This is a genomic window from Parasutterella sp. St.1A3, assembly GCF_059728705.1.
Genome location: NZ_BAAGFK010000001.1, coordinates 2,075,608 through 2,094,409, shown reverse-complemented (window position 1 = coordinate 2,094,409; position 18,802 = coordinate 2,075,608). Strand labels below are relative to the sequence as shown.

Genomic DNA, 18,802 nt, shown 5'->3' with positions numbered 1-18,802 from the left:
GTGCGGGCGGTTCTGCAGGCGGCAGGTTCGTCTTTGATCGATTTGAAGAGAGTCGATCAAAGAAGACTCTGCTTTGCGCGTACTCTTCTGCGCGCGGCGAAAGGTCCGATGGGACGGACAGACTGTTAAGCCCAAATTTAAAGGTCTTATACCGATGAAGAAGAAACTAGCAGCATTGCCGGAAATTCCGAATAAACGATATTTTCCGATCCGTGAAGCCTCAGATTTATGCGGCGTAAAGGATTATGTTCTGCGTTTTTGGGAGAAAGAGTTTTCACAGCTTAGGCCCTTAAAGCGAGGCGCTCATCGGGCCTATAGAAAAAAAGACATAGAGATTGCGCGGCGTATCAGAGAGCTCGTCCATGGGGAAGGCTATAAGCTTTCCGCCGCACGGCAGATTCTGACTCAGGAGCTTGAAGCGCTGAAAAATAACAAGCCGGTACAAGAGCCGGAAGCGCCTGCCGAAACAAAGATTTCTCGAGAAGCGGTAATCGCCGATATTGGAGAGCTCGAAGAAATTATTTCAAATCTTGAAAAAATCGCGGATTTCTTGCATACATAAAAAAAATAGTGTATATTCTCGATTCTTGAGTCGGGGCGTAGCGCAGCCTGGTAGCGCACTTGCATGGGGTGCAAGGGGTCGCGAGTTCGAATCCCGCCGCCCCGACCATTTCTTAAATTAGCTCGTTGAACGAGCTTTTTTAATGCCTATTTGCTAGGTAAGCCCACCGAAATATTTCAGAATTTAGAGTGCCCGGAAGAGGCTTAGCCCTTGATCTGAAGGCGGCCTTTCTAGAAGTCAGCCTCTTCTTCGTCGTCTTCATAGTCCCGTATCTTTTCCGGCTCTGCATCAGGAACCGGGACTCCAAGAGCTTCAAATAGCATCCGCCTGAAATTTTGCGTTTTTGAGGTATCTATCAAACCCTACACTACGAGATCAGATTGAAGCTCTTCCTGGTCATCGATATCTTCCTCGCCGTCGTAGTCCTCAGAGAGCTGAGCCCCGGCTACAGGGACAGGAACTCCAAGAGCTTCAAAATAGCGGCGCCTTTTACCGGCGACCTCGCCAAAGTAATTCCCCTCATTGAACCGTATCAGCTGGACATTGTTTAACAAGGCGAGAATTGCTCCGTCACTCTCGTAGACTACGTTGATCTTTTGATTTTTGTTCGCGTTAAAGGCATATTGCTTTATCCGACAGCGCACCATCATGGAAATAGCTGTCGCCAAGAACTGCACAAAGATCTTACCGGCTAGTGTCCCGTTTCTCGAAGTACGATTCCTCGAGCAGCCCAGGCGATACTTGAGAGTTTTAAAGGCATCTTCCACTATCCAACGTTCTTTGTAGGCGATCCAGGCCTTGCGGGTGTCTTTTTCAGTGTCGCTCACAAGCACTCTGTATCCCTTGAAGGCGAGATACTGCTGCACCTTGCTGTTGACGACGCAGTAGCGGCCGTCATCGGCCTGCGTAAAGAACTTCTCCAGAAGAGTAGTTTCATTGTCTTCAAGTGCTTTGCCTTGATCCAGCTTGCGGCGTACCGTACCAAGCCGCTCCAGAAGCGTTTCGGAAGCTTCCTCTGCGCACCGGCGGTCAAAGAAGATATGCCAGTAGAGTTTTCGTCTTTCGTCGTTTCGCGCTTTTTTCCCTTCTATCGGGTATGGGTCGAAGCGCCACCCCAGCTCTTGGGTAACGCAAGCCGTACGTGTGAACCAATCACGACGATTAAGGTCTTCAAGGGCGCTGCGGGACTGTTCAATTAACTCCTGAGCGAGGCTTCCCTTTGCCCCACACCGCATATTGAAGATAAAACTCACGCCATTTCTCAGGCAATCATTGATGTTGTTGGTGCTGCAATAACCTTTATCCGACACCAACATCACATTTTCCAGTTTCAATCGGGCATTGTCTGCTATGACCCTTCTTACGGTACTGACATCAGGCACATTACCATCGTAATAACGGTAGTAAACAGGTAATCCGGTTTCCTGGTCAACGAGAAGGAGAAGATTGATCTGCGGTAGATTGTCTTCGTCCTTGTTGAAGCCGTATTCCACATTTGCAAGCTTTTTCGAGTAGCTTGAAATAGATGTTGAGTCCAGTGCAAGAACAATCCTGCGACCTTTTCCTCCGGCTTGCATCTCTTCAAGCCAAGCGCGGTGCATCGCCCGAAAGAATACCTCTATGCGCTCCTCTCCAATGCGGTCAAAGAGCCGACTCAATGCTGAGGAACTCAAGGGGCGCTGCCACGGAAGCCTTGTCGTTTCGGCAAAAGAAGCATAACGACTGACGTTATTGTCTGCGTTGAGAATGATGAAATAGGCGAGTGAGAGAATCTTACGGTAGTCGTTGAAACGCGGAAACGCTTCCCGCAGAGCGCCTCCCAGAGGGGACGCCTGAACTATCCTGTCCAGCGCCCAGGTCGCTCCGGCATGGAGTGTCTTGACTGAAAGAGCCTGAGTTAGTGTGAGACCATTTTCCCCGAGCGGCGTGAAAACATATTCCTTGCCTTTGCGCTCGCAAACAAAGTTTGCAAGTTCCGGTTTTTGTTTCAGAAATTCATCGTTCCACTTAATACGTCCTTCCTTATTTCCGGAAATGATGACTCCAACCTTGCGGCTTTCTGTGCGGCGCGAGCGTTTCTTGAGAGGATCCCATACGTTTTTGTACGTAAACAGGTAGTAATTCGAATGACCTGATTTCAAGATCAAGGGAGGAAGTTTTGGATATTTCATGATTGATACCATAAAAAGAGTATCTATATTTTACATGAAAAAGACTATTTGGGAGAAAATTTCGTTAAATTTCAATAAGTTTTTTATACTTTGACTTGGTTGATTAAATTTGAAGTATCAAGAAACGCAAAAATTCAGCTGCGGCTGACGCCGTAATCCTTTGCTAATTCCCATAATTAAGGGGTTGGCGTAGGTTTCGAGGGCGAGGACTTCGGATGAAGGCACTTCCTTTTGTGGTCAAAGGATTGTACCTTGGCCTGATAGTTTTATGCTAGTGGCGACAGATTTAGAACGATGCGTTTTATCTGTTCCTTAAAGCGGCCTCGGAGTGCGAATCCTTGGCCGTTTTGCTTTGTTATTTACCGATGCGGTTGACTGAATTCTCAAAACAAACCGGTCAATTCCAGTTCAAAAATCGCACAAATCGGGTCAGTGGCGAAATTTTAGCAAACTATCTATTAAATTAGCGGGATATATATCCAAGTTAACTTATGGGTAACGTTAGACTCTAGGAAAAATGATTACACGTTATTACTAATCAAATAAACCCTAAAACAAGAGAAGTACTATTTCTCAGGAGTTTTATTTAGAGGGAAAATGTAAGCGTATTACATAAATAAATCCCGAGGTAAGAAATATGCATGATTTAATCCTTAAATCGTTATTACGCAGGTGGGGGGGGGTATAAGACTTTAGCCCTTTTGCTTATTTCCCCCTTTTCTTTCAATACATTAGCTTCTGAACTTATTGGCGATCTAGGAAGTGTCGAAAACCTAGGGGCCGGCTACCAAATTATCGGAGATATCTCCTCTTCTATTAGTTTGACAGAAAGAAATAACCGGACGATGGCTTTGTTTCGTTCTTCATTGGAACAAAATATTTTTTCTACTGTGCCTCAATTGCACATCTCCGCTAAAGGCGGAAAGGTTTTTAAAAGCGCGGGAAAACAAACTATTGCTTTAACAGGCCAAACAATTATCTCATCTGAAACGGGAAATATATTTCATACTGATGGGGTTGGATCTTCCCAAATTATCACTGGTAATTTTAAAGAACTGTTAGCTAATGTTGGAGCCAATAAGCCCTCACGCCCAGGATTTTTGTTATTCGGCTATGGCGTTTCAGGAAGTGATGGAGGCGTTATTTACAATTCGCACGGTGAACAGATTTTAGGTAAATCACCCACCGAACCCGAAGGTGTAATTGAGAAGATTTCAATTAACTGTTCTTTAACAGGAACTCAAAGTTCAACTGGTAGGGGAGTTGCTGTCAGGAATTTTGAAGCTGAAGCTCGACAAATGATCTATATGCCTATTGAACAGATAGGAGATGAAGATCAGCCTTTTACAGCAGGAGTTGAAGATGTATATGGGAAGCAGCAATACATCCATAGAATCGGAACAATCTATGCTACTAATTTTGGAATAGCCGGCGGAACTATTGCAATGACCTCCGATAGAGGAGAGCAAAGAATTAATTCTGTCGACAGAATTCTTGTCAGTGACGCAGTTAGTAATATCTCAGGAGGCGCTTGGACTCCCGAGGGAGATTATGTCTCTACGATTTTGCCGGTTGTAGGAATTTACAACTGGAGCGATAGCGGAGCTGCAAGAGGAGACGAACGAGACATTGGAACACAGTACATAGGATTAACTCAGGAGATTAGAGTTCAAGCTTCAAAGGTTAATGAGAGCTATGGAATCTACAACCGCGGCGGAGTCCAAACTATAGAATCCAAACCAACCGGTACAGGTTTACGGGAATATGTGGATATACATGTAGATAATTCCAAAGCAGGCAGCAGCGCTTTTTCTGTATTCGTTAATCCATTAATGGACGGGGATGCATTTGAAAAAGCAGAGACATCAACCTGGCTAAAAGGCAATTTTCGTATTCTGAAAGGAGATGTCGTAGTAGCTAATACAACCACATCTCAAAATTTATATCCAAGTAATTCGACCTTATATTTGATAGCCGACGATTCCCACAGGAACCAATTGATTTTAAGCGATAACGTTAACCTTATCGTAAGCAAAGGCGCAAAGGATGTTGAGCTTTCTAAACTAACGACCCAATTAGTGTTGGGGGATGATAGACACGAAACAACTGAAACATACAACGTTGCGTTGGGAAAGTACAGTTCCATTAATGATCAAGGTGTATTTCGCGGTAGAGGACTGATTTCGGCTTATTTTGATAAAGATAGTTTCGAGGCAGCTAAAGCAAACGACACTGAAAATACAAGTGGAGAGGGTAATTTAAGATGGAATTTCGTTGGTAAAGGTTACGGAATCATAAGCGGAGGGGTTCTTCTGAAGAACGTGGAAAAAACTCTAGCCAATAATAATTCCCATTTAGATGTTCAGATTCCTATTTCAGCCGATGATGTTCCTGATGAGCACTTTGCATATCAGATCATGCGTTCAGCCGTGAATAATCTATTTGTCAATGAGGGTATTGATAATATACGAGAGCGTGTAGATTTAGAAAAATGGGAAGACGATAAGGGAGTCTACGAAAAATATAAGTACATAGCCGGTAAAGTCTATATTAATGAAGGCAAAATCAATGGCGGATATGAAGAAGAGTATTACTATGAAGATCCTGAAATAGTTGGCAATCAAAACAATATTCGGGACCCTCTAGACTTAGTTACTCTTAAATTGGTTCCCACTGATGGCCGGTTGGTAGACGAAAACGGAAACTTTACTTCTTACACGGCGTCCGATAGAAAAGTCACTTTAGCTCTTGAGTCAAATCCTCGCACAAGTTATAACGCTGTATATTTAGAAAACGAACCCAAAGACCCTGACTCGGCCGGAGGATCTACAGAAGAGCCTAGCGACTCTCCCTTAGATACCAACATTGCGGCTGGCGGGGCAGGAGATTTGGATAATTCAAACCCAGATGATCCAAACGATGAGATACCTGCGGCAGGAACTCCTCTGACCTTGGTAGTACAGGACGGTAAACTCGGATATACAAACAAAGCTGGAGATTTCAAAGAAATAACAGTTAATGAAGAAGGTCAGTTCGTGGATGAAAATGGCTTTCCTTTAGCTATCACAGTTACCACCGATAATGCCAAAGCACTTTATGCTTGGGAAGGAGAAATAGGCGAAAAAATCTTTGAAGAGACTGTGCAGGAAAAAGATCCTCCTAAAGATCCCCCTAAAGACCCTCCTAAAGAACCATCGTCTACTGTCAATGCTATCGACTCTGTAGCTTTGTCAGACTATTACCTTTGGCGTTTAGAAAATGAAACTTTGTACCAGCGAATGGGTGAGGTGCGAGATAGAGCTGATCTTGAAGGCGGTTGGTTTCGAGTATTAGGCGGGAAAAATACATTAGACAAAGGAAATCACTACTTTAAGCATAAGTACTATGGTATTCAACTTGGTTTTGATCATGTCTTTAATAAAGAAGACGGCGGAAGTTGGATATTAGGTGGCGGATTAACTTATACGCGCGGTAAAACAGACCTAAGAAATAGTGGCAGCGGGAAAAATTGGCTTGGCTCAGTCTCTCTGTACGGAGTAAAAAAATTTAATAACAATGCCTACTTAGACTTAATTTTTAAAGCAAGCAGAATTCATCATGACTATACAGCGATAAGCAATAAGATGAGATACCTTTCGAAAGGAAAATATCATACATATGCTTATCAGATTGGAGCGGAGTTTGGCAAAAAGTTCATGGTGAATGATGAGTGGTACATTGATCCACAGTTGCAATTAAATTACGGCCATATTAAAGGGGCAAAATGCAGAACTAGTTCAGATATAAACGTCAGAACTTCCGGACTCAATAGTCTGATTGGGCGCGCGGGCGTTTCAGTCGGACGTGAATTTAAAGAAGGAAGTGCCTTCGTAAAAGTTGACGCTTTGAGGGAGTTTTCAGCGAAGTACAAAGGTACTTACTCACTAGATTCAGGAACCAAAAACAAAACCGAAATAAGCCTGAAAGATACATGGGGCGAGATAACAGTCGGCGGTAGTTACAACTTCCGCAAAGATGTGTTTGGTTTTGCTCAAGTAAAACGTTCTTTCGCTTCCGATGTCAAGCAAGAATATCGAGCAGACATAGGATTGCGTTATGTTTTCTAATTCCAAATAATGTTAGAGGGGTTGGAGTCTACAACTCCAACCTGAGAAGCTTATGAAAAGAAAATTGTACTTTTTATGTCTGATGGCCAGTTTGTCTTCTGTAGCTCTGGCTCAAACAAACAGTGTCCAAGATGAATTAAAGCCCGTTCCTGAAAACAGAATTTTTATTCCACACTCTCAGGAATCAGGAACTTTCCCATTGTATCTAGAGACGGGAGAAGCAACAGGAGAATGCGGTATAGGATTATGGCTGGACGGCCAATTAACTATGGTTCTATATCCTCGAGAACGTTCTGTACTTTATCTTTCTTCTGGTTCTCATGAGCTGAGAGCATCTTTTGAACCGCTTCCAGAAAATCCTCAAAGTGAAGAGGAGAAAAAGCACTTTAAATACTGTAAGAAGAATAAACCGGAGACCTTAGGGTTCGTTAAAACAATTGAGAGCAAGCGCGGAGAACGAATTGTTGCAAAAGTTCGATCTAATCAGGGTTATCTATACCGCATAAAAACAGAAAGAAAAGACAACCAAGAAAAACTGGGAAATTGAGTTTTTCCCCTATCCCACTTTAGCATTCTGAAGATAGGATTGCGTTGGGATTAATGGAAACAAAAGTTGTAGTTATTGTCTTATTTGGATCATAAAAATTTTGAAAGTTTCCTCGGTTTATAGATGGTCTGGGATGTAGCAAAATTGATATCAATTTTGCTACATCCCCTTCTTTTTTCAGGCAATATTTGTTTGAGTATTTATCGGTTAGCGGGTTTCAGCTGATAAACCTTGGAAAAGTCCACGTCTCTGGCAACAAAGATACCGACACGTTCGCCCTGTTTCAGCATCACGTAAAGATGACGTCCAAGAGGTATTGAACTATCGAGATGCTATGCTTGATGGTCTGGATGAAATTATCAATAAAAACAGGAATATCTCTTTATCCTTTGTGAAGGGCTTGCATTCCAAGCTGCTAGATGGAGCAAGAGGCATGTATAAAACTCCAGGTGAGCCAAGAAAAGTACAGGTGATTTCTCTCAACGATTCGAACGGTATTCTCAATGGTTCGAACGACGATTCTCAGCGTTCGAACGGAGCTAATTTTCAGTGTCGGCTGATGCGTCAACGTTGATAGGTAAATCAAATTCTCACAGGTTCGAACGCTCAGTTTTAACCGTTGGGCCGACCTGTAGTTTACAAGATTTTGTGATAGCTATTTTTATAGTTGTTTGCAGTGATTTTGCGAGCACGTACGGTGTCAAGCCAACGTGGGATAAGTTGTAACGGAGCGCCAGCGAGGTTACAGCATTATGCCGCGAAAGTGACTTGACGCCGTTCTTCTTTAATACGCTGTACAAAGGCCGTTAAGCACACTGCTTAACGGCCTTAAAAACAGGCGGCTACAAGCGTTAAAACGCGTTTGGCCCTGCAATTAACTTCTTCTATTGACCTTTAGGATTTCTGCACGCCTCCATATTGTTCCATTTGCCTGACTGAGGCACCGTACATTTCGATTCTGTGGGAGACACTGACGAGTCTGTCCAGGATTGCGTCGGAGTAAGTCGGGTCGTTGATATATTCAGCCCATTTACTGACCGGCAGCACGCTTGTGACGATAGTACTTGCGTACATGTATCTTTCGTTTATTATTTCCAGCAGATCCTCTCTGGATCTGGCGTCTAACTGTCCGATGCCCCAGTCATCGAGGACTAGCAGATCAACATTTTTATACTCCTTGAGTTTTTTGAAGTATGTTTCGACGATCTGATGTGACGCAGACATTTGGTTAAGCAGCAGGGGTATTCTGACTACCCTTGCTGTTTTCCCTTTCATGCAGGCCTGATTAGTTAAGGCGCACGCAAGGAAGGTTTTACCGCATCCGGCAGCTCCGGTAATAATGATGTTTTGGTGCCTTTCCATCCACTGCATCGTGAGGAGCGCCTCTGCCTGATTTCTATCTAATCCTCTTTCAATGCTGAAGTCGATTGTGTCAGGACGAGCGTTTGGCAAGCAGATTTTTGCTTCTTTAAGACGACGGTTTAGTGCATTCGAGTCTCGCTTTTCAACCTCATATTCCAACCCTTCGATGACGCAGTCAAGCAAAGGCATTTGACAGGCGTCAGGATCAGTAAGAATCGCACAGAAGCGCTCATAAGCGGCACGCATTTTCAGCCTCTTGCACAACTCGCTGAGACGCAGAATTTTTTTATCATGAGTAGTTATTTCTGATGTTTTCATGTTCAACAGTCCTATAGTCCTGGTCTTTGTCGGAATTATCTAAGCCCATAAGCAGCTCTTTCTTTCGCATATTCACAAAGTTCTCGATAAAGCTGTAGCTCAGGAACTTTTGTTCGAGCGCAACGCCGAGGGCTTCATTGGCAAGCCGGTTCGATCCTATTTTTGCAAGCCGCCTTAGGCAGGAGCAGAATCTGCGGGCGTTCATTTGATCGGATTCCCACTTGATCTCCAAGACGTTTACAACCGTACTTTCGTTGTAGCCGCAGTCGATCAGCTCTTGTGCCCATTCATCCTTACTGAGCCGTTGGTGCTTTTCCTTTGCCGTCAGATGCTCAGGCAGAATGTGCGTCTTCTGGCCTGAAGCTTCAAGCAATCTCTTGTGCTTGCCAATGCAGACGGCGGTCTCAATGTCGTAAATGAAGACATTTTCGGCTGTCTTCAGCACAGAGACTTTTTTACCTACGTGGCTGGCAGGAACGCTGTAACGATGACCACAGTCCTCAGTGAGCCTGATACAGTGCCCTTTGTCAACCTTTAAGTACTTCCAGCTGCCGACTTCAAAGGCAAGGATGGGAAGACTTGCCAGCGCTTTTTTCTCGTGCGCCGCAAATTCAATTTCGCGACTGCTTTGGCGATTCTTTGTGAACGGACGCTCGTTGAACTGACGTACCTTCTCAAGAATCTGCTCGTTCAGATCAGACAGATCAAACGCTCTTATCGGACCCTGCATCGACAGAGGCGCTATCACATGCCGATAGAAGTGTAAAACGCTGTTTTCTACGCGGTTCTTGCCCTTTGGACTTCGCGGCCGACAAGCAAAGGTGTTGATCCGGTAGTATTCGCACAGATTGGTCAGGATTGGAGAGTAATCGATTCTGCTTTGCTTATGCGACATGACAAGGCTCCTGGCGTTGTCGACTATAAGCGTCTTTGGAATGCCGCCGAAGAACTCCAAGGCTTTGACAATCCCTTGCATCCAGGAGTGCTGTTTTTCATCGTCAAAAGCGCAGGCAAACATCTTCTGACTAAATGTCATTGTGGCAACAAACAGTTTGGATTTGCGGCTTTTCCCATGCTTGTCGACCCAATTGATAAGCTCGCCGGCAAAATCGATTTCCATCGAGCCGCCGGGTACTCGCTCCAAGTTGGTATAAACCTCCTTCGGAGCTTTAGCTTTCATTGCCTTATCTATTTGACGGCAGAACGTCGGATACGAGCAGGCGCTGCTAGGGTCAGATGCCTTGTATGCTTCGTAAAGAAGCTGTCTGGTTGCATACTTGACGTTTGCAAGCTGAGTTATGACGTGATCTGTATCGATTTCTCGGTACTTTGCGTCAATGTGAGAACACAGCAGCTCTTCCAATACGGCTGAATCAGTCTTTTCGATCTCCGTGTACGTCAAGCCGGATGCTTTGATCTGGTTTGCGTATTTTGAGACAGTTGACTTCGATACGCTGACGGAAGCTGCAATTTTCGAATACGGTTGATTCAAGTTCAGCAGAGCTGCAATTTTCTTGATCTTTTCCATTGAAGATTGTTCCATAAATTGTCCCTAAAAAATTTAAGGACATCAGACTACAATCCAACGGAAAAAACTGAAACATGCTAAGCATTCGAACCAGTGAGAACACCGTACTCAACTGGCAGAACAATTAGCTAGCTACTATTATGAGAGGGGCGTTCGAACACTTGAGAACACCGTTCGAATGGTTGAGAGAATTCATACAGGTACACATTGGGCGCCCTGGAGATGGAATTGAGAAGGCAATTTATATTCCGCCAAATCCATTTTTATTGCAATCTTTGTTAGACAATTGGCTTTCATTTCTCTCACGAAATGATTTGAACCCAATTGTTCAGGCAGCTGTAATGCATGCTCAATTTGAAATGATCCACCCATTTCTGGACGGCAATGGAAGAATGGGAAGATTATTAATTACTTTGTTTTTAGCAGATAAAAAGATTTTAAGCACACCTTGTTTCTATATGAGCGCATACCTTCAATCTCATAGTGACAGGTATTACGAAACCATAGGAATGATTTCTAAAGATGGCGATTGGAATCCCTGGATAGAATTTTTCTTGAACGGTGTTATAGAACACTGCACAGCGAATGTTAACCTGTTAATTAACATGACAAGATTGTACGAAGAATCAAAAGAAAAGTTTGTAAATGCCACGAACTCCTTATTTGCGATAAATTCTTTAGATTACATTTTCGCTAATCCAATATTTTCCATCCCAGGTCTCAGCAGGTCGGACGCATCAGAAATTAAATAGAAGACCACGATAAGGGTTTCCTTTTGAAGGGAGACCTTAGCCCAGGGAGCCGCTAGATGCGTATGCAATCATTCATTGCAGCCAGCATATCCTCAATTTTATTCAGCCTCGCCCTGATCACCGGTTTGGACGGCGCCTCTTTGCCCGTTGTCTCTTCCAAGCGTGTTTGGATTTTCGTCGTGAAGTTTAGGGCGATCTTGTTAAGCAGTGTTCTTCCGGCCAGATACTGAGCGTTTGTGCACTGCAGCCGATCCTGATTAAAGGCCATATCTAACGCCCAATGGCCTTTGTTTTCAATTGCCCAGTGCTGACGAATGGCACGATGCAGAACCTGCTCCACATTCGGGGCATCGTACCTTAATGATGAGATGTAATAGCGGACCTGAGGCCCAAGAATTTCTCCGGTGTTTTTCTTCACCGTGTCAGTGACGGCTTCCACGATCGATCCTTCATCGAGGCCAACCCATTTATTAAGAATTTCTTCCGGTAAAAGAGCTCCCGGAAGAACTCGAGTTTTTCTTTTCGTAATTTTGCCGCCTTGGTCTGTTACCGAAGGCCGCGCAATTTTGTACTCATGTGTTCCCAGTTCGAAGAATCCGCGCACCTGTTCATATGTAAGATCCTGATTAGCCTTCAGAGCCAAACAGTAGTCGGCCTTTTCGGCAATGATCTTTGCGGCGAACTCGGTTTGTGTATTTAAAGCATCTGCTGTGACGATTGCCCCTCGAATGTCTAAAGTGTCGATGAGCTTTGAGGCATGGGTAATTTCGTTGTTCTTTTCACCGATGACTTGCTGAGCCAGAATCAACTCGTTGTCTGCATCCATGATGTTTAAAACATACGGGGAGTGCTGAGAAGAATCCCGGGAAGCCCTGATAGCCTGTCCGTCGACAGCAATTACCGGGTGAGACAGTCTGCTGCGCAGCATCTCAACGAACCGTTCGATCAGAGCGGCATTTTTGTCTTTGCCGATAATCATCGTGATGCGCCTGACGGTATCGTGAGATATTTCCTCATCAGGAAAGTTGGGGAAGGTCTTGCTCAGCAAGGGGCGGCATTGATGCCAGAACTCTGCAATTTCCGTGCAGGAAGTTTTGCCTTGCATCGCAGCAAGAAGAATGACGCAAAAGACAATATCCAATGGGTAAATGATCCGTCCGGGATCTCTGGGATCAATCACTTCTTGGGCAGGTGCGGCAATCTTAGCCGCTTGAAGTGAACCTTTTCTTCTGCGCGGTTCCAGAGTAACCAATTTCTCCAAATCAGTTTCACCGGGCGGAAGTTTTCCCAAAGTCTCCGTTGAAATTCTTCTGCTGTTTTTAATCTTTGGATCGTAAACGCTGACGACTCTTTGAACATAAGTCCAACCGTCTTTTCGTTTCGCACGAATGATAGAAGTGTGCTCTTTTGGGTTATCAGATCTTGGTCTTGACATAGCAATCACCTTATATTGATCTCTAATATTATACTATTCATCACGATAAAGGGCAAGCACTTTTCCTAATAAATTCATGCAATTATCAGAAATTTTCGCAGATATTATTCAGATTTTTTATTAATATCGTGCGTCGAACCTGAGGTCTCAGGAAAAAATATAAACAGAATCTATCGCAGCAAGTTGCCTCTCACTTAGTAAATAAATTCACTGCTGTCCAAAATAATTTGATTTTAAAACTTGCCATCTGAATTTATCGGGGTTTACCGTCGCCGGAGTCTAAATGGTGAAATCAACCCCCTCTCCAAGAAAATAGACAGCCCTGTGACGATTCCGGAGGACTCTCCCATTCCTTTATATCCGGCTTGTTAAGCCAATGTTCTAGCGATTTACAGGTCATAAGGTTTAACTTGAAGTATCTGGCTAATCTGCAAAACGTCCAGTTATACCTGGAACGGCGCCTCAATAGCTCCAGCAGAAGTATGGCTATGGCAGCTGTCCAAATCTGTGTCATAACTGCGTTCTCTGTTGTCCCTACGAACGATTTAATGACCAGATTCTGTTTTATGCGTTTAAAGAACAACTCAATTTGCCAACGGTCCTTATACAAGTCGGCAACTTCGGGAGCAGTTAACTCCTTGCTGTTGGTGAGGAACTCAAACCAACGATCGGTTTTTTCGTCATACCATTGGACCACTCTGAATCGCATATCTTCGCAATGCTTTCGTGCTTGAGTACCGGTAAAGCTCATCTCGTAGAGTCCCCATTTCTTATCAGGATCCTCTTGTATAAGACCTTTCCTCAAAGGTGTATGTACGGCATTATCTTTAAGGCGAGTTACAAAAGTTACGCCTTTTTCACTGAGCCTTTTAAACAGGCTGTAATCGTTGTAGCCTCGATCCATCACTACGATGGATCCCTTTGGAATATTTTCCAGAATGCTCTTTGCACCTTTAATGTCGCTTACTTTGGCCGGGGTCTCAGCAATGACCTCCGGTAAGCATAGGTCGTTGTTCAAAAGCGTATGAAGCTTTATTCCGCCTTTTCTTCTGCGATGGTGCGCCCACTCAAACAAACGCAGACACAAGCTTATTGTCGTTGAATCCAGCGAATAAACGGGCTTTGTAAAACGTTCGCTAAGGCGCCCTTGGATTTCATGACGGAATTTATCCGGTAATACGTAATAGAAGTCCTCGTAAAGCTTGTAAGGGCGATTCTGGTTAGCGTAGCCTAAAGTAGAGCGGCATGCCGCTTTTGCTCCGATATGATTAAGTTTACCTAGACTCGAAAAAAGACCGTCAGAAATTTCCCTAAGTGACTCTGCCCCCGTCAGTTGGCAAAAAAGCATTGCAATAAATTGACTCCAGCTTGAGAAGCCTTTGGATGCCTTGTCTGACTGATGCTTGTTGACTAAATGTTGAAATTCAAGTTTGCAACCCATTGACTGGACAAGTTGCGCAAACATGGATATTGTTGCTCTTTGCATGCCGAATCCTTCGATTTTTTATTGCTGGGAACTTTAAATTTATCGAAGATTCGGCATCTTTGCATCTAGACGTTCCGAAAAAATTTATTTTGGACAATAGTGAAATAAATTAGTTTCTGCGAACCTAATCGAAAAGGTATATTCGGGGGTTGGCAGGCGTCCGTCTGTCTATAGATTCCCCGCTTTGCTTAAATTGTTATCTTAAAATCTAAATTCGTCTTCATTTAAATGGAAATTATCCGCAGTGTGGACACCATAATCCTTATCGTGGACACTTGAGTTTAAAAAAAAATTTACGGCGACGAACTTGATTTTTCATTGTCGTTAATTCCTCATAATCCTTATCGTGGACACGCTGCGTTTTTCCTTATTTAACTCCTGTTCTCATGGACGGACCTTTCACCTCAATTCTTATTACATTTTGCAGAAAGCGGTCCATAAATGCATCTGCAAATGTTGCATCGGCGATGTAATCACTCCAGCAATTAACTGGAAGAACCGTCGTGACCAACGTACTCGCCTTGCCTGACCTAGCCTCAATTAGTTCAACCAAGTGTCCTTTGCACCTTGGATCAAGTTTTCCGAGCCCCCAGTCATCCAAGATAAGCAAGTTGAACTTGGCATATCTGTTTATAAACTCGGGGATAGAAGTCTGCGTTAGCTCAGTAGCTCTAATTTCATCTAAAAGCAGAGGCATCCGGACCATCTTGACGTTCATTCCGGCGCAGCAAGCTGAGTTACCCAGAGCCGAAGCAATCCATGTTTTCCCCACGCCGGCTTTGCCAACGATTAGACAGTTTTGAGATGCACGTATCCAATCACAAGTGGCCATAGAGTTCAGAACCTTCTTATCCAGCCCTCTGGTCGGTTTATATTCAATCTTGGACACTAGAGTATCTTTGTGCCTTAGCTGAGCGTTTTTTAATCTGCGGTCTAAGCTCCTAGTATTACGGCCACTATCTTCTCTTCTTAAAGCTCTGCCCGTCCATTCCAGCTGAGACAAGTTTAGATTTTCTGGGTTTGACAGCAGTTCATCGATTTCCTGCGCCACGCCCGGAAGACGAAGTGTTTTGCAGAGTCGTTTAATTTCTTCTTGGGTATTAGCGATTGGGTTATTCATATTTCCTCACGTTGTTATGGCTTGGGGTTACGTAGTCGTACTCTTCAGAGGGATTACCGCTAAAATTAAAGTTGGTTTGGCGTAATCGCTGTTGTTCCTTCAACTCAACTAACTCTTTCAGGAATTTGTAGGAGAACTGACGGAACTCGATTGCCTCTGCCATTGCTTCGGTTAGTATCTCGGGGCAGTACATATATAAAAGTTTTCGGGTGACTGCGTGTAGCCGTTGACGGCTCACAAAGTTACCCGAATTTGTCCAGAGTTCGTCGACATAGTTTCTGGCAACGGCTTCTTGCACACCCTTTTTAACAAACTGAGACACAAAGTATTGGGGCTCACGCCTTCTATTCTTCTCACTTTCTGTCAAATGTGCTTCAAGTATGTGAGTCTTACAGCCTCGTTCTTCATAACAACGTTGGTGGCTGCCAATCTCTTTATGGGTATCCGCATCAAAGATCCGGACTTCTTCGTCTGAGAGCCTTACGTTTACTTTTTTATGCACGTAACTGGCCGGAACGCTATAACGATGCCCTTTATCGCGATGGATCTTTATGCAGTGAGACTTGTCCACGACGAGGATAAGCCAATCACAAACTTCATACTTTGTCTCGGGCAACGGATTTAGCAGAGGTAATTCCTCCTCTAAAAAACGTTTTTCTCTGCTGATTTGCTTGGCCGCAGATAGTGGTCTGGCGTTTAGTTCTACAACTTTTTCTAAGATTCTTTTGTTGAGATGCATTAGGTTCTTAGTAAACACGGGACCAGCGCTCTCTAACTGGCCTTGAACCCACGTTTGTACAAGCCTTACTGATGCTTCAACTCGATTCTTTTCTTTAGGGCTGTAGGGCTTACAGCTCCACGGAGTAATGTTGTAATGATCACATAGATCCTTAACAATGGCTGTTACAGTGCCTTCTTCTTTACTCGCCGTTCGAACTAAGGCCTTCGCATTGTCAACAACAAGAACTTTCGGACAGCCACCGCAGAAATCAAAGTCTGCAATGACGCCTTCAACCCAACTGGCGGTTTCCTCATCTGCTGTGGCATAAGCAAATAAATAACCGCTGTATGGCAAACATGCTACAAATATGTGGGCTTTGTGTATTTCTCCATGTTCATCAATCCAAGGTAAAAGATCTCCGGAGTAGTCGATTTCCATCTTCTCCCCTGCAATGTAAGTGTTATTTGTGATGACGGGAGCGCCTTTGTTTTCTTTACGCCATTCTCGATACTTACGGCAGAAATACGGATAGGAAATGTCAAATGATGGCTTCTGCGATAGAAGCGGTTCGTAAGCAACAAGAAGATTCACATGCTTGTTGTTCAGCCACTGACAAATACTTTCCCAATCAACATCTTTGAGATTTTTAAGTGCCTTTTTGCGAGGATAGAGCTTTAGAAGAAGAGCTTTATCGCTTAGAGCACACAGCTCATCAACGCTTTGAGCACTAGCATGAATTCTTTTGTTTAGCTTATTAACAACGCTTTTTGAAATTCCAATAGTGGAGGCGATAAATCGACAAGATTTTTTCTGCTGAAGCAGGGTAAGGATTGCACGGATTATTGATACAGGTAGTCGCATAAAAGCTCCTTTAATGTTAAGGAGCTTTCAGGGTAGCTAAACAAAATATCAGGTGTCCACGATTAGGATGCCGCCGTATTATTTTTTAGCTTGCGAAGTTAATTTTTTAAGGTGTCCACGCTTAAGATTACGTGTCCACGATTAGGATAATTCCCAATTTAAATCCTCGGAAAAATCCAAGGCTTTGCCTTTTCTGGCCGTCCACACAGTGGCTTTTTTATTTCAGGACGCAGCTAAAATTAGAGGTAGAGATTAACGGGTCAGAAGAGCTGATTTCGAGAACTTCCGGCTAGGCGTGCCCGACGGAAACCCTCAGCTGAAGGCCGAGTGCACTTAGAACCGTGAAAGGTGTTGCTATCATGGCGTCTATTGAAAGTTAAAACTTACACGAAAAGAAATTAGAATGTTCAGTGCTCCGCTCAGCGGATCAAAAAATTCAAACGTGCCAATAAATGTACCAATTTGATTTATGCGTACATTAACCTATTGATTTATTAGTGTCGTTCGAATCCTGCCGCCCGAGCACTTTTTAAATTAGCTCGTTAAACGATCTTTTTAGTGCCAACATTTTCATAAATTATTTAAAATCAGATGGATAAATTGTTCTATCTTTCTGGTTTCAAAATTTTCTCCAGAGTTGTTTCCCAAAGCAACGCTCATAACTGAAATACTCGGCCCGGAACGTGCTAGCCTCAAGCATCGTTTTGGAGGTATTCATGTCCTGCATTCTTTTCCCGTCGCCGATTTTTGGGCCGATTCATTCTAGAAGACTCGGACTGTCTTTAGGCGTTAATCTTCTTCCGCCGTCGGCAAAGGTCTGTTCCTTTGACTGTGTGTACTGCGAGTGCGGTTTAAACGCTAAGAATGAGACCAAGCCGAAGCTTCCGACCAGGGAAGAGGTCAAGACTGCGCTTGAAAAGAAACTGGCTGCACTCTTGTCAAAAAACATGATCCCGGATGTCATTACATTTGCCGGAAACGGTGAGCCGACCTCGCATCCGAAGTTCCTCGAGATCATCAGCGATACGATTGAACTCAGAGACAAATATGTACCGAACGCCAAAATATCGGTCCTATCGAATTCCACCTTTGTGAATCGCCCTTCGGTTATGGAGGCGCTTCAATTGGTCGACAATCCGATTATGAAGCTCGATACTGTGAATGAGGATTTCATTCATCTGGTGGATCGGCCTAATGCGAAGTATGACGTCGAGGAGATCATTCGATGCTTGGAAAACTTCAAAGGGGATGTGATCGTTCAGACCATGTTCCTCAAAGGCAGTGTCTACGGAAAAGAAATCAACAACACGACGGATGAATACGTTCAGCCGTGGCTGAAGGTTTTGGATCAAATCAAACCCCGCGAGGTGATGATCTATACGATCGATCGTGAGACACCGCTGAAAACTTTGAAAAAAGCTTCTCCGCAGGAGCTGGATCGGATTAAAGATATTTTGGAGTCAAAAGGTTACAAGACGTTGGTGGCCTATTAGCGTTTATGCTAAATGTCATAAAGCTGTCATAAAGCAAGTTTAAATTACCCTCATAGAATTTTTATGAGGTGTTTATGTCTGAATCGCTTCCAATTAAGACGAGACTCTTATTGGCGGGAGCTTCTTTGCAGCTGATCTCTCTGGCTAAAAAAGCCGAGGAGTCGAAAAAAGAACAGGTCAAGCCGGCTATGTCGACAAATATGAAGCTCGCGAAAGCATAAAAGAAAGCGTTCAATACGCTGTTTCGATAAGTAAGCCGTAAGGTGTTGTGCCTTGCGGTTTGTTTTTTCCCGACTTTTCCTTGATTTTTAAAACGATTTCGCGGTACAACCCGTGAGTA

General features: G+C 43.9%; 14 protein-coding genes and 1 tRNA gene. 8 read left to right on the top strand and 7 right to left on the bottom strand.

Annotated features, from left to right (window positions below; all coding sequences use genetic code 11):
• The first annotated feature begins 154 nt into the window (after positions 1–154).
• Together AC6I1F_RS09730 and AC6I1F_RS09725 are read left to right on the top strand one after the other, a co-directional pair.
• Positions 155–562 carry a MerR family transcriptional regulator gene (locus AC6I1F_RS09730; RefSeq protein ID WP_289163149.1) on the top strand — a complete coding sequence of 136 codons (408 nt, stop codon included), beginning with the start codon at positions 155–157 and terminating at the stop codon, positions 560–562.
• A gap of 31 nt (positions 563–593) precedes the next feature.
• Positions 594–670, top strand: a tRNA-Pro gene (locus AC6I1F_RS09725).
• 254 nt (positions 671–924) lie between these two features.
• Here the strand turns inward: AC6I1F_RS09725 and AC6I1F_RS09720 are convergent.
• The gene (locus AC6I1F_RS09720) at positions 925–2,733 is read right to left on the bottom strand and encodes an IS1634 family transposase (RefSeq protein ID WP_290432744.1); all 1,809 of its coding nucleotides are present in this window, start codon (positions 2,731–2,733) and stop codon (positions 925–927) included.
• Between the two features lie 701 nt (positions 2,734–3,434).
• Here AC6I1F_RS09720 and AC6I1F_RS09715 point away from each other — a divergent pair.
• The 3 genes from AC6I1F_RS09715 to AC6I1F_RS09705 all read left to right on the top strand — a co-directional run bounded on the left by AC6I1F_RS09715 (position 3,435) and on the right by AC6I1F_RS09705 (position 7,960).
• On the top strand, positions 3,435–6,839 hold the full coding sequence (locus tag AC6I1F_RS09715; protein WP_290432745.1) for an autotransporter outer membrane beta-barrel domain-containing protein: 3,405 nt from the start codon (positions 3,435–3,437) through the stop codon (positions 6,837–6,839).
• A 52-nt stretch (positions 6,840–6,891) separates the two neighbouring features.
• On the top strand, positions 6,892–7,386 hold the full coding sequence (locus tag AC6I1F_RS09710) for a hypothetical protein (protein WP_160336333.1): 495 nt from the start codon (positions 6,892–6,894) through the stop codon (positions 7,384–7,386).
• A 334-nt stretch (positions 7,387–7,720) separates the two neighbouring features.
• Positions 7,721–7,960, top strand: a complete 240-nt coding sequence (locus AC6I1F_RS09705; RefSeq protein ID WP_497801763.1) for a hypothetical protein — start codon at positions 7,721–7,723, stop codon at positions 7,958–7,960.
• 320 nt (positions 7,961–8,280) lie between these two features.
• Here AC6I1F_RS09705 and istB read toward each other — a convergent pair whose 3' ends face one another.
• Both istB and istA (AC6I1F_RS09695) read right to left on the bottom strand, forming a co-directional pair.
• Positions 8,281–9,066: an IS21-like element helper ATPase IstB gene (istB, locus tag AC6I1F_RS09700; protein ID WP_277612818.1), complete on the bottom strand. Its 786-nt coding sequence runs from the start codon at positions 9,064–9,066 to the stop codon at positions 8,281–8,283.
• Complete coding sequence (gene istA / locus AC6I1F_RS09695; protein ID WP_251453080.1) at positions 9,038–10,609, bottom strand: IS21 family transposase; 1,572 nt, start codon at positions 10,607–10,609, stop codon at positions 9,038–9,040. Before istA (AC6I1F_RS09695) ends, istB begins: the two co-directional genes overlap by 29 nt.
• Before the next feature lie 146 nt (positions 10,610–10,755).
• Here istA (AC6I1F_RS09695) and AC6I1F_RS09690 point away from each other — a divergent pair, with 146 nt between their 5' ends.
• Positions 10,756–11,346: a Fic family protein gene (locus tag AC6I1F_RS09690; RefSeq protein WP_497801762.1), complete on the top strand. Its 591-nt coding sequence runs from the start codon at positions 10,756–10,758 to the stop codon at positions 11,344–11,346.
• A gap of 52 nt (positions 11,347–11,398) precedes the next feature.
• Here AC6I1F_RS09690 and AC6I1F_RS09685 read toward each other — a convergent pair whose 3' ends face one another.
• The 4 genes from AC6I1F_RS09685 to istA (AC6I1F_RS09670) form a co-directional block, all read right to left on the bottom strand.
• Positions 11,399–12,781, bottom strand: a complete 1,383-nt coding sequence (locus tag AC6I1F_RS09685) for an ISAs1 family transposase (protein WP_160336431.1) — start codon at positions 12,779–12,781, stop codon at positions 11,399–11,401.
• Positions 12,782–13,073: 292 nt separating this feature from the next.
• Positions 13,074–14,267 (bottom strand): IS4 family transposase, encoded by a 1,194-nt coding sequence (locus AC6I1F_RS09680; protein ID WP_497801761.1) that lies wholly within the window; start codon positions 14,265–14,267, stop codon positions 13,074–13,076.
• A 367-nt stretch (positions 14,268–14,634) separates the two neighbouring features.
• Positions 14,635–15,387 carry an ATP-binding protein gene (locus tag AC6I1F_RS09675; protein ID WP_290432945.1) on the bottom strand — a complete coding sequence of 251 codons (753 nt, stop codon included), beginning with the start codon at positions 15,385–15,387 and terminating at the stop codon, positions 14,635–14,637.
• Positions 15,380–16,969, bottom strand: coding sequence for an IS21 family transposase (istA, locus tag AC6I1F_RS09670; protein WP_290432946.1), 1,590 nt, complete (start codon positions 16,967–16,969; stop codon positions 15,380–15,382). Before istA (AC6I1F_RS09670) ends, AC6I1F_RS09675 begins: the two co-directional genes overlap by 8 nt.
• Positions 16,970–17,685: 716 nt before the next feature.
• Here istA (AC6I1F_RS09670) and AC6I1F_RS09665 point away from each other — a divergent pair.
• On the top strand, positions 17,686–18,462 hold the full coding sequence (locus AC6I1F_RS09665; protein ID WP_290448832.1) for a radical SAM protein: 777 nt from the start codon (positions 17,686–17,688) through the stop codon (positions 18,460–18,462).
• 74 nt (positions 18,463–18,536) lie between these two features.
• A complete protein-coding gene (locus tag AC6I1F_RS09660) occupies positions 18,537–18,683 on the top strand; it encodes a hypothetical protein (RefSeq protein ID WP_290448831.1) in 147 nt (48 codons plus the stop codon).
• The last annotated feature ends 119 nt before the right edge of the window (positions 18,684–18,802 follow it).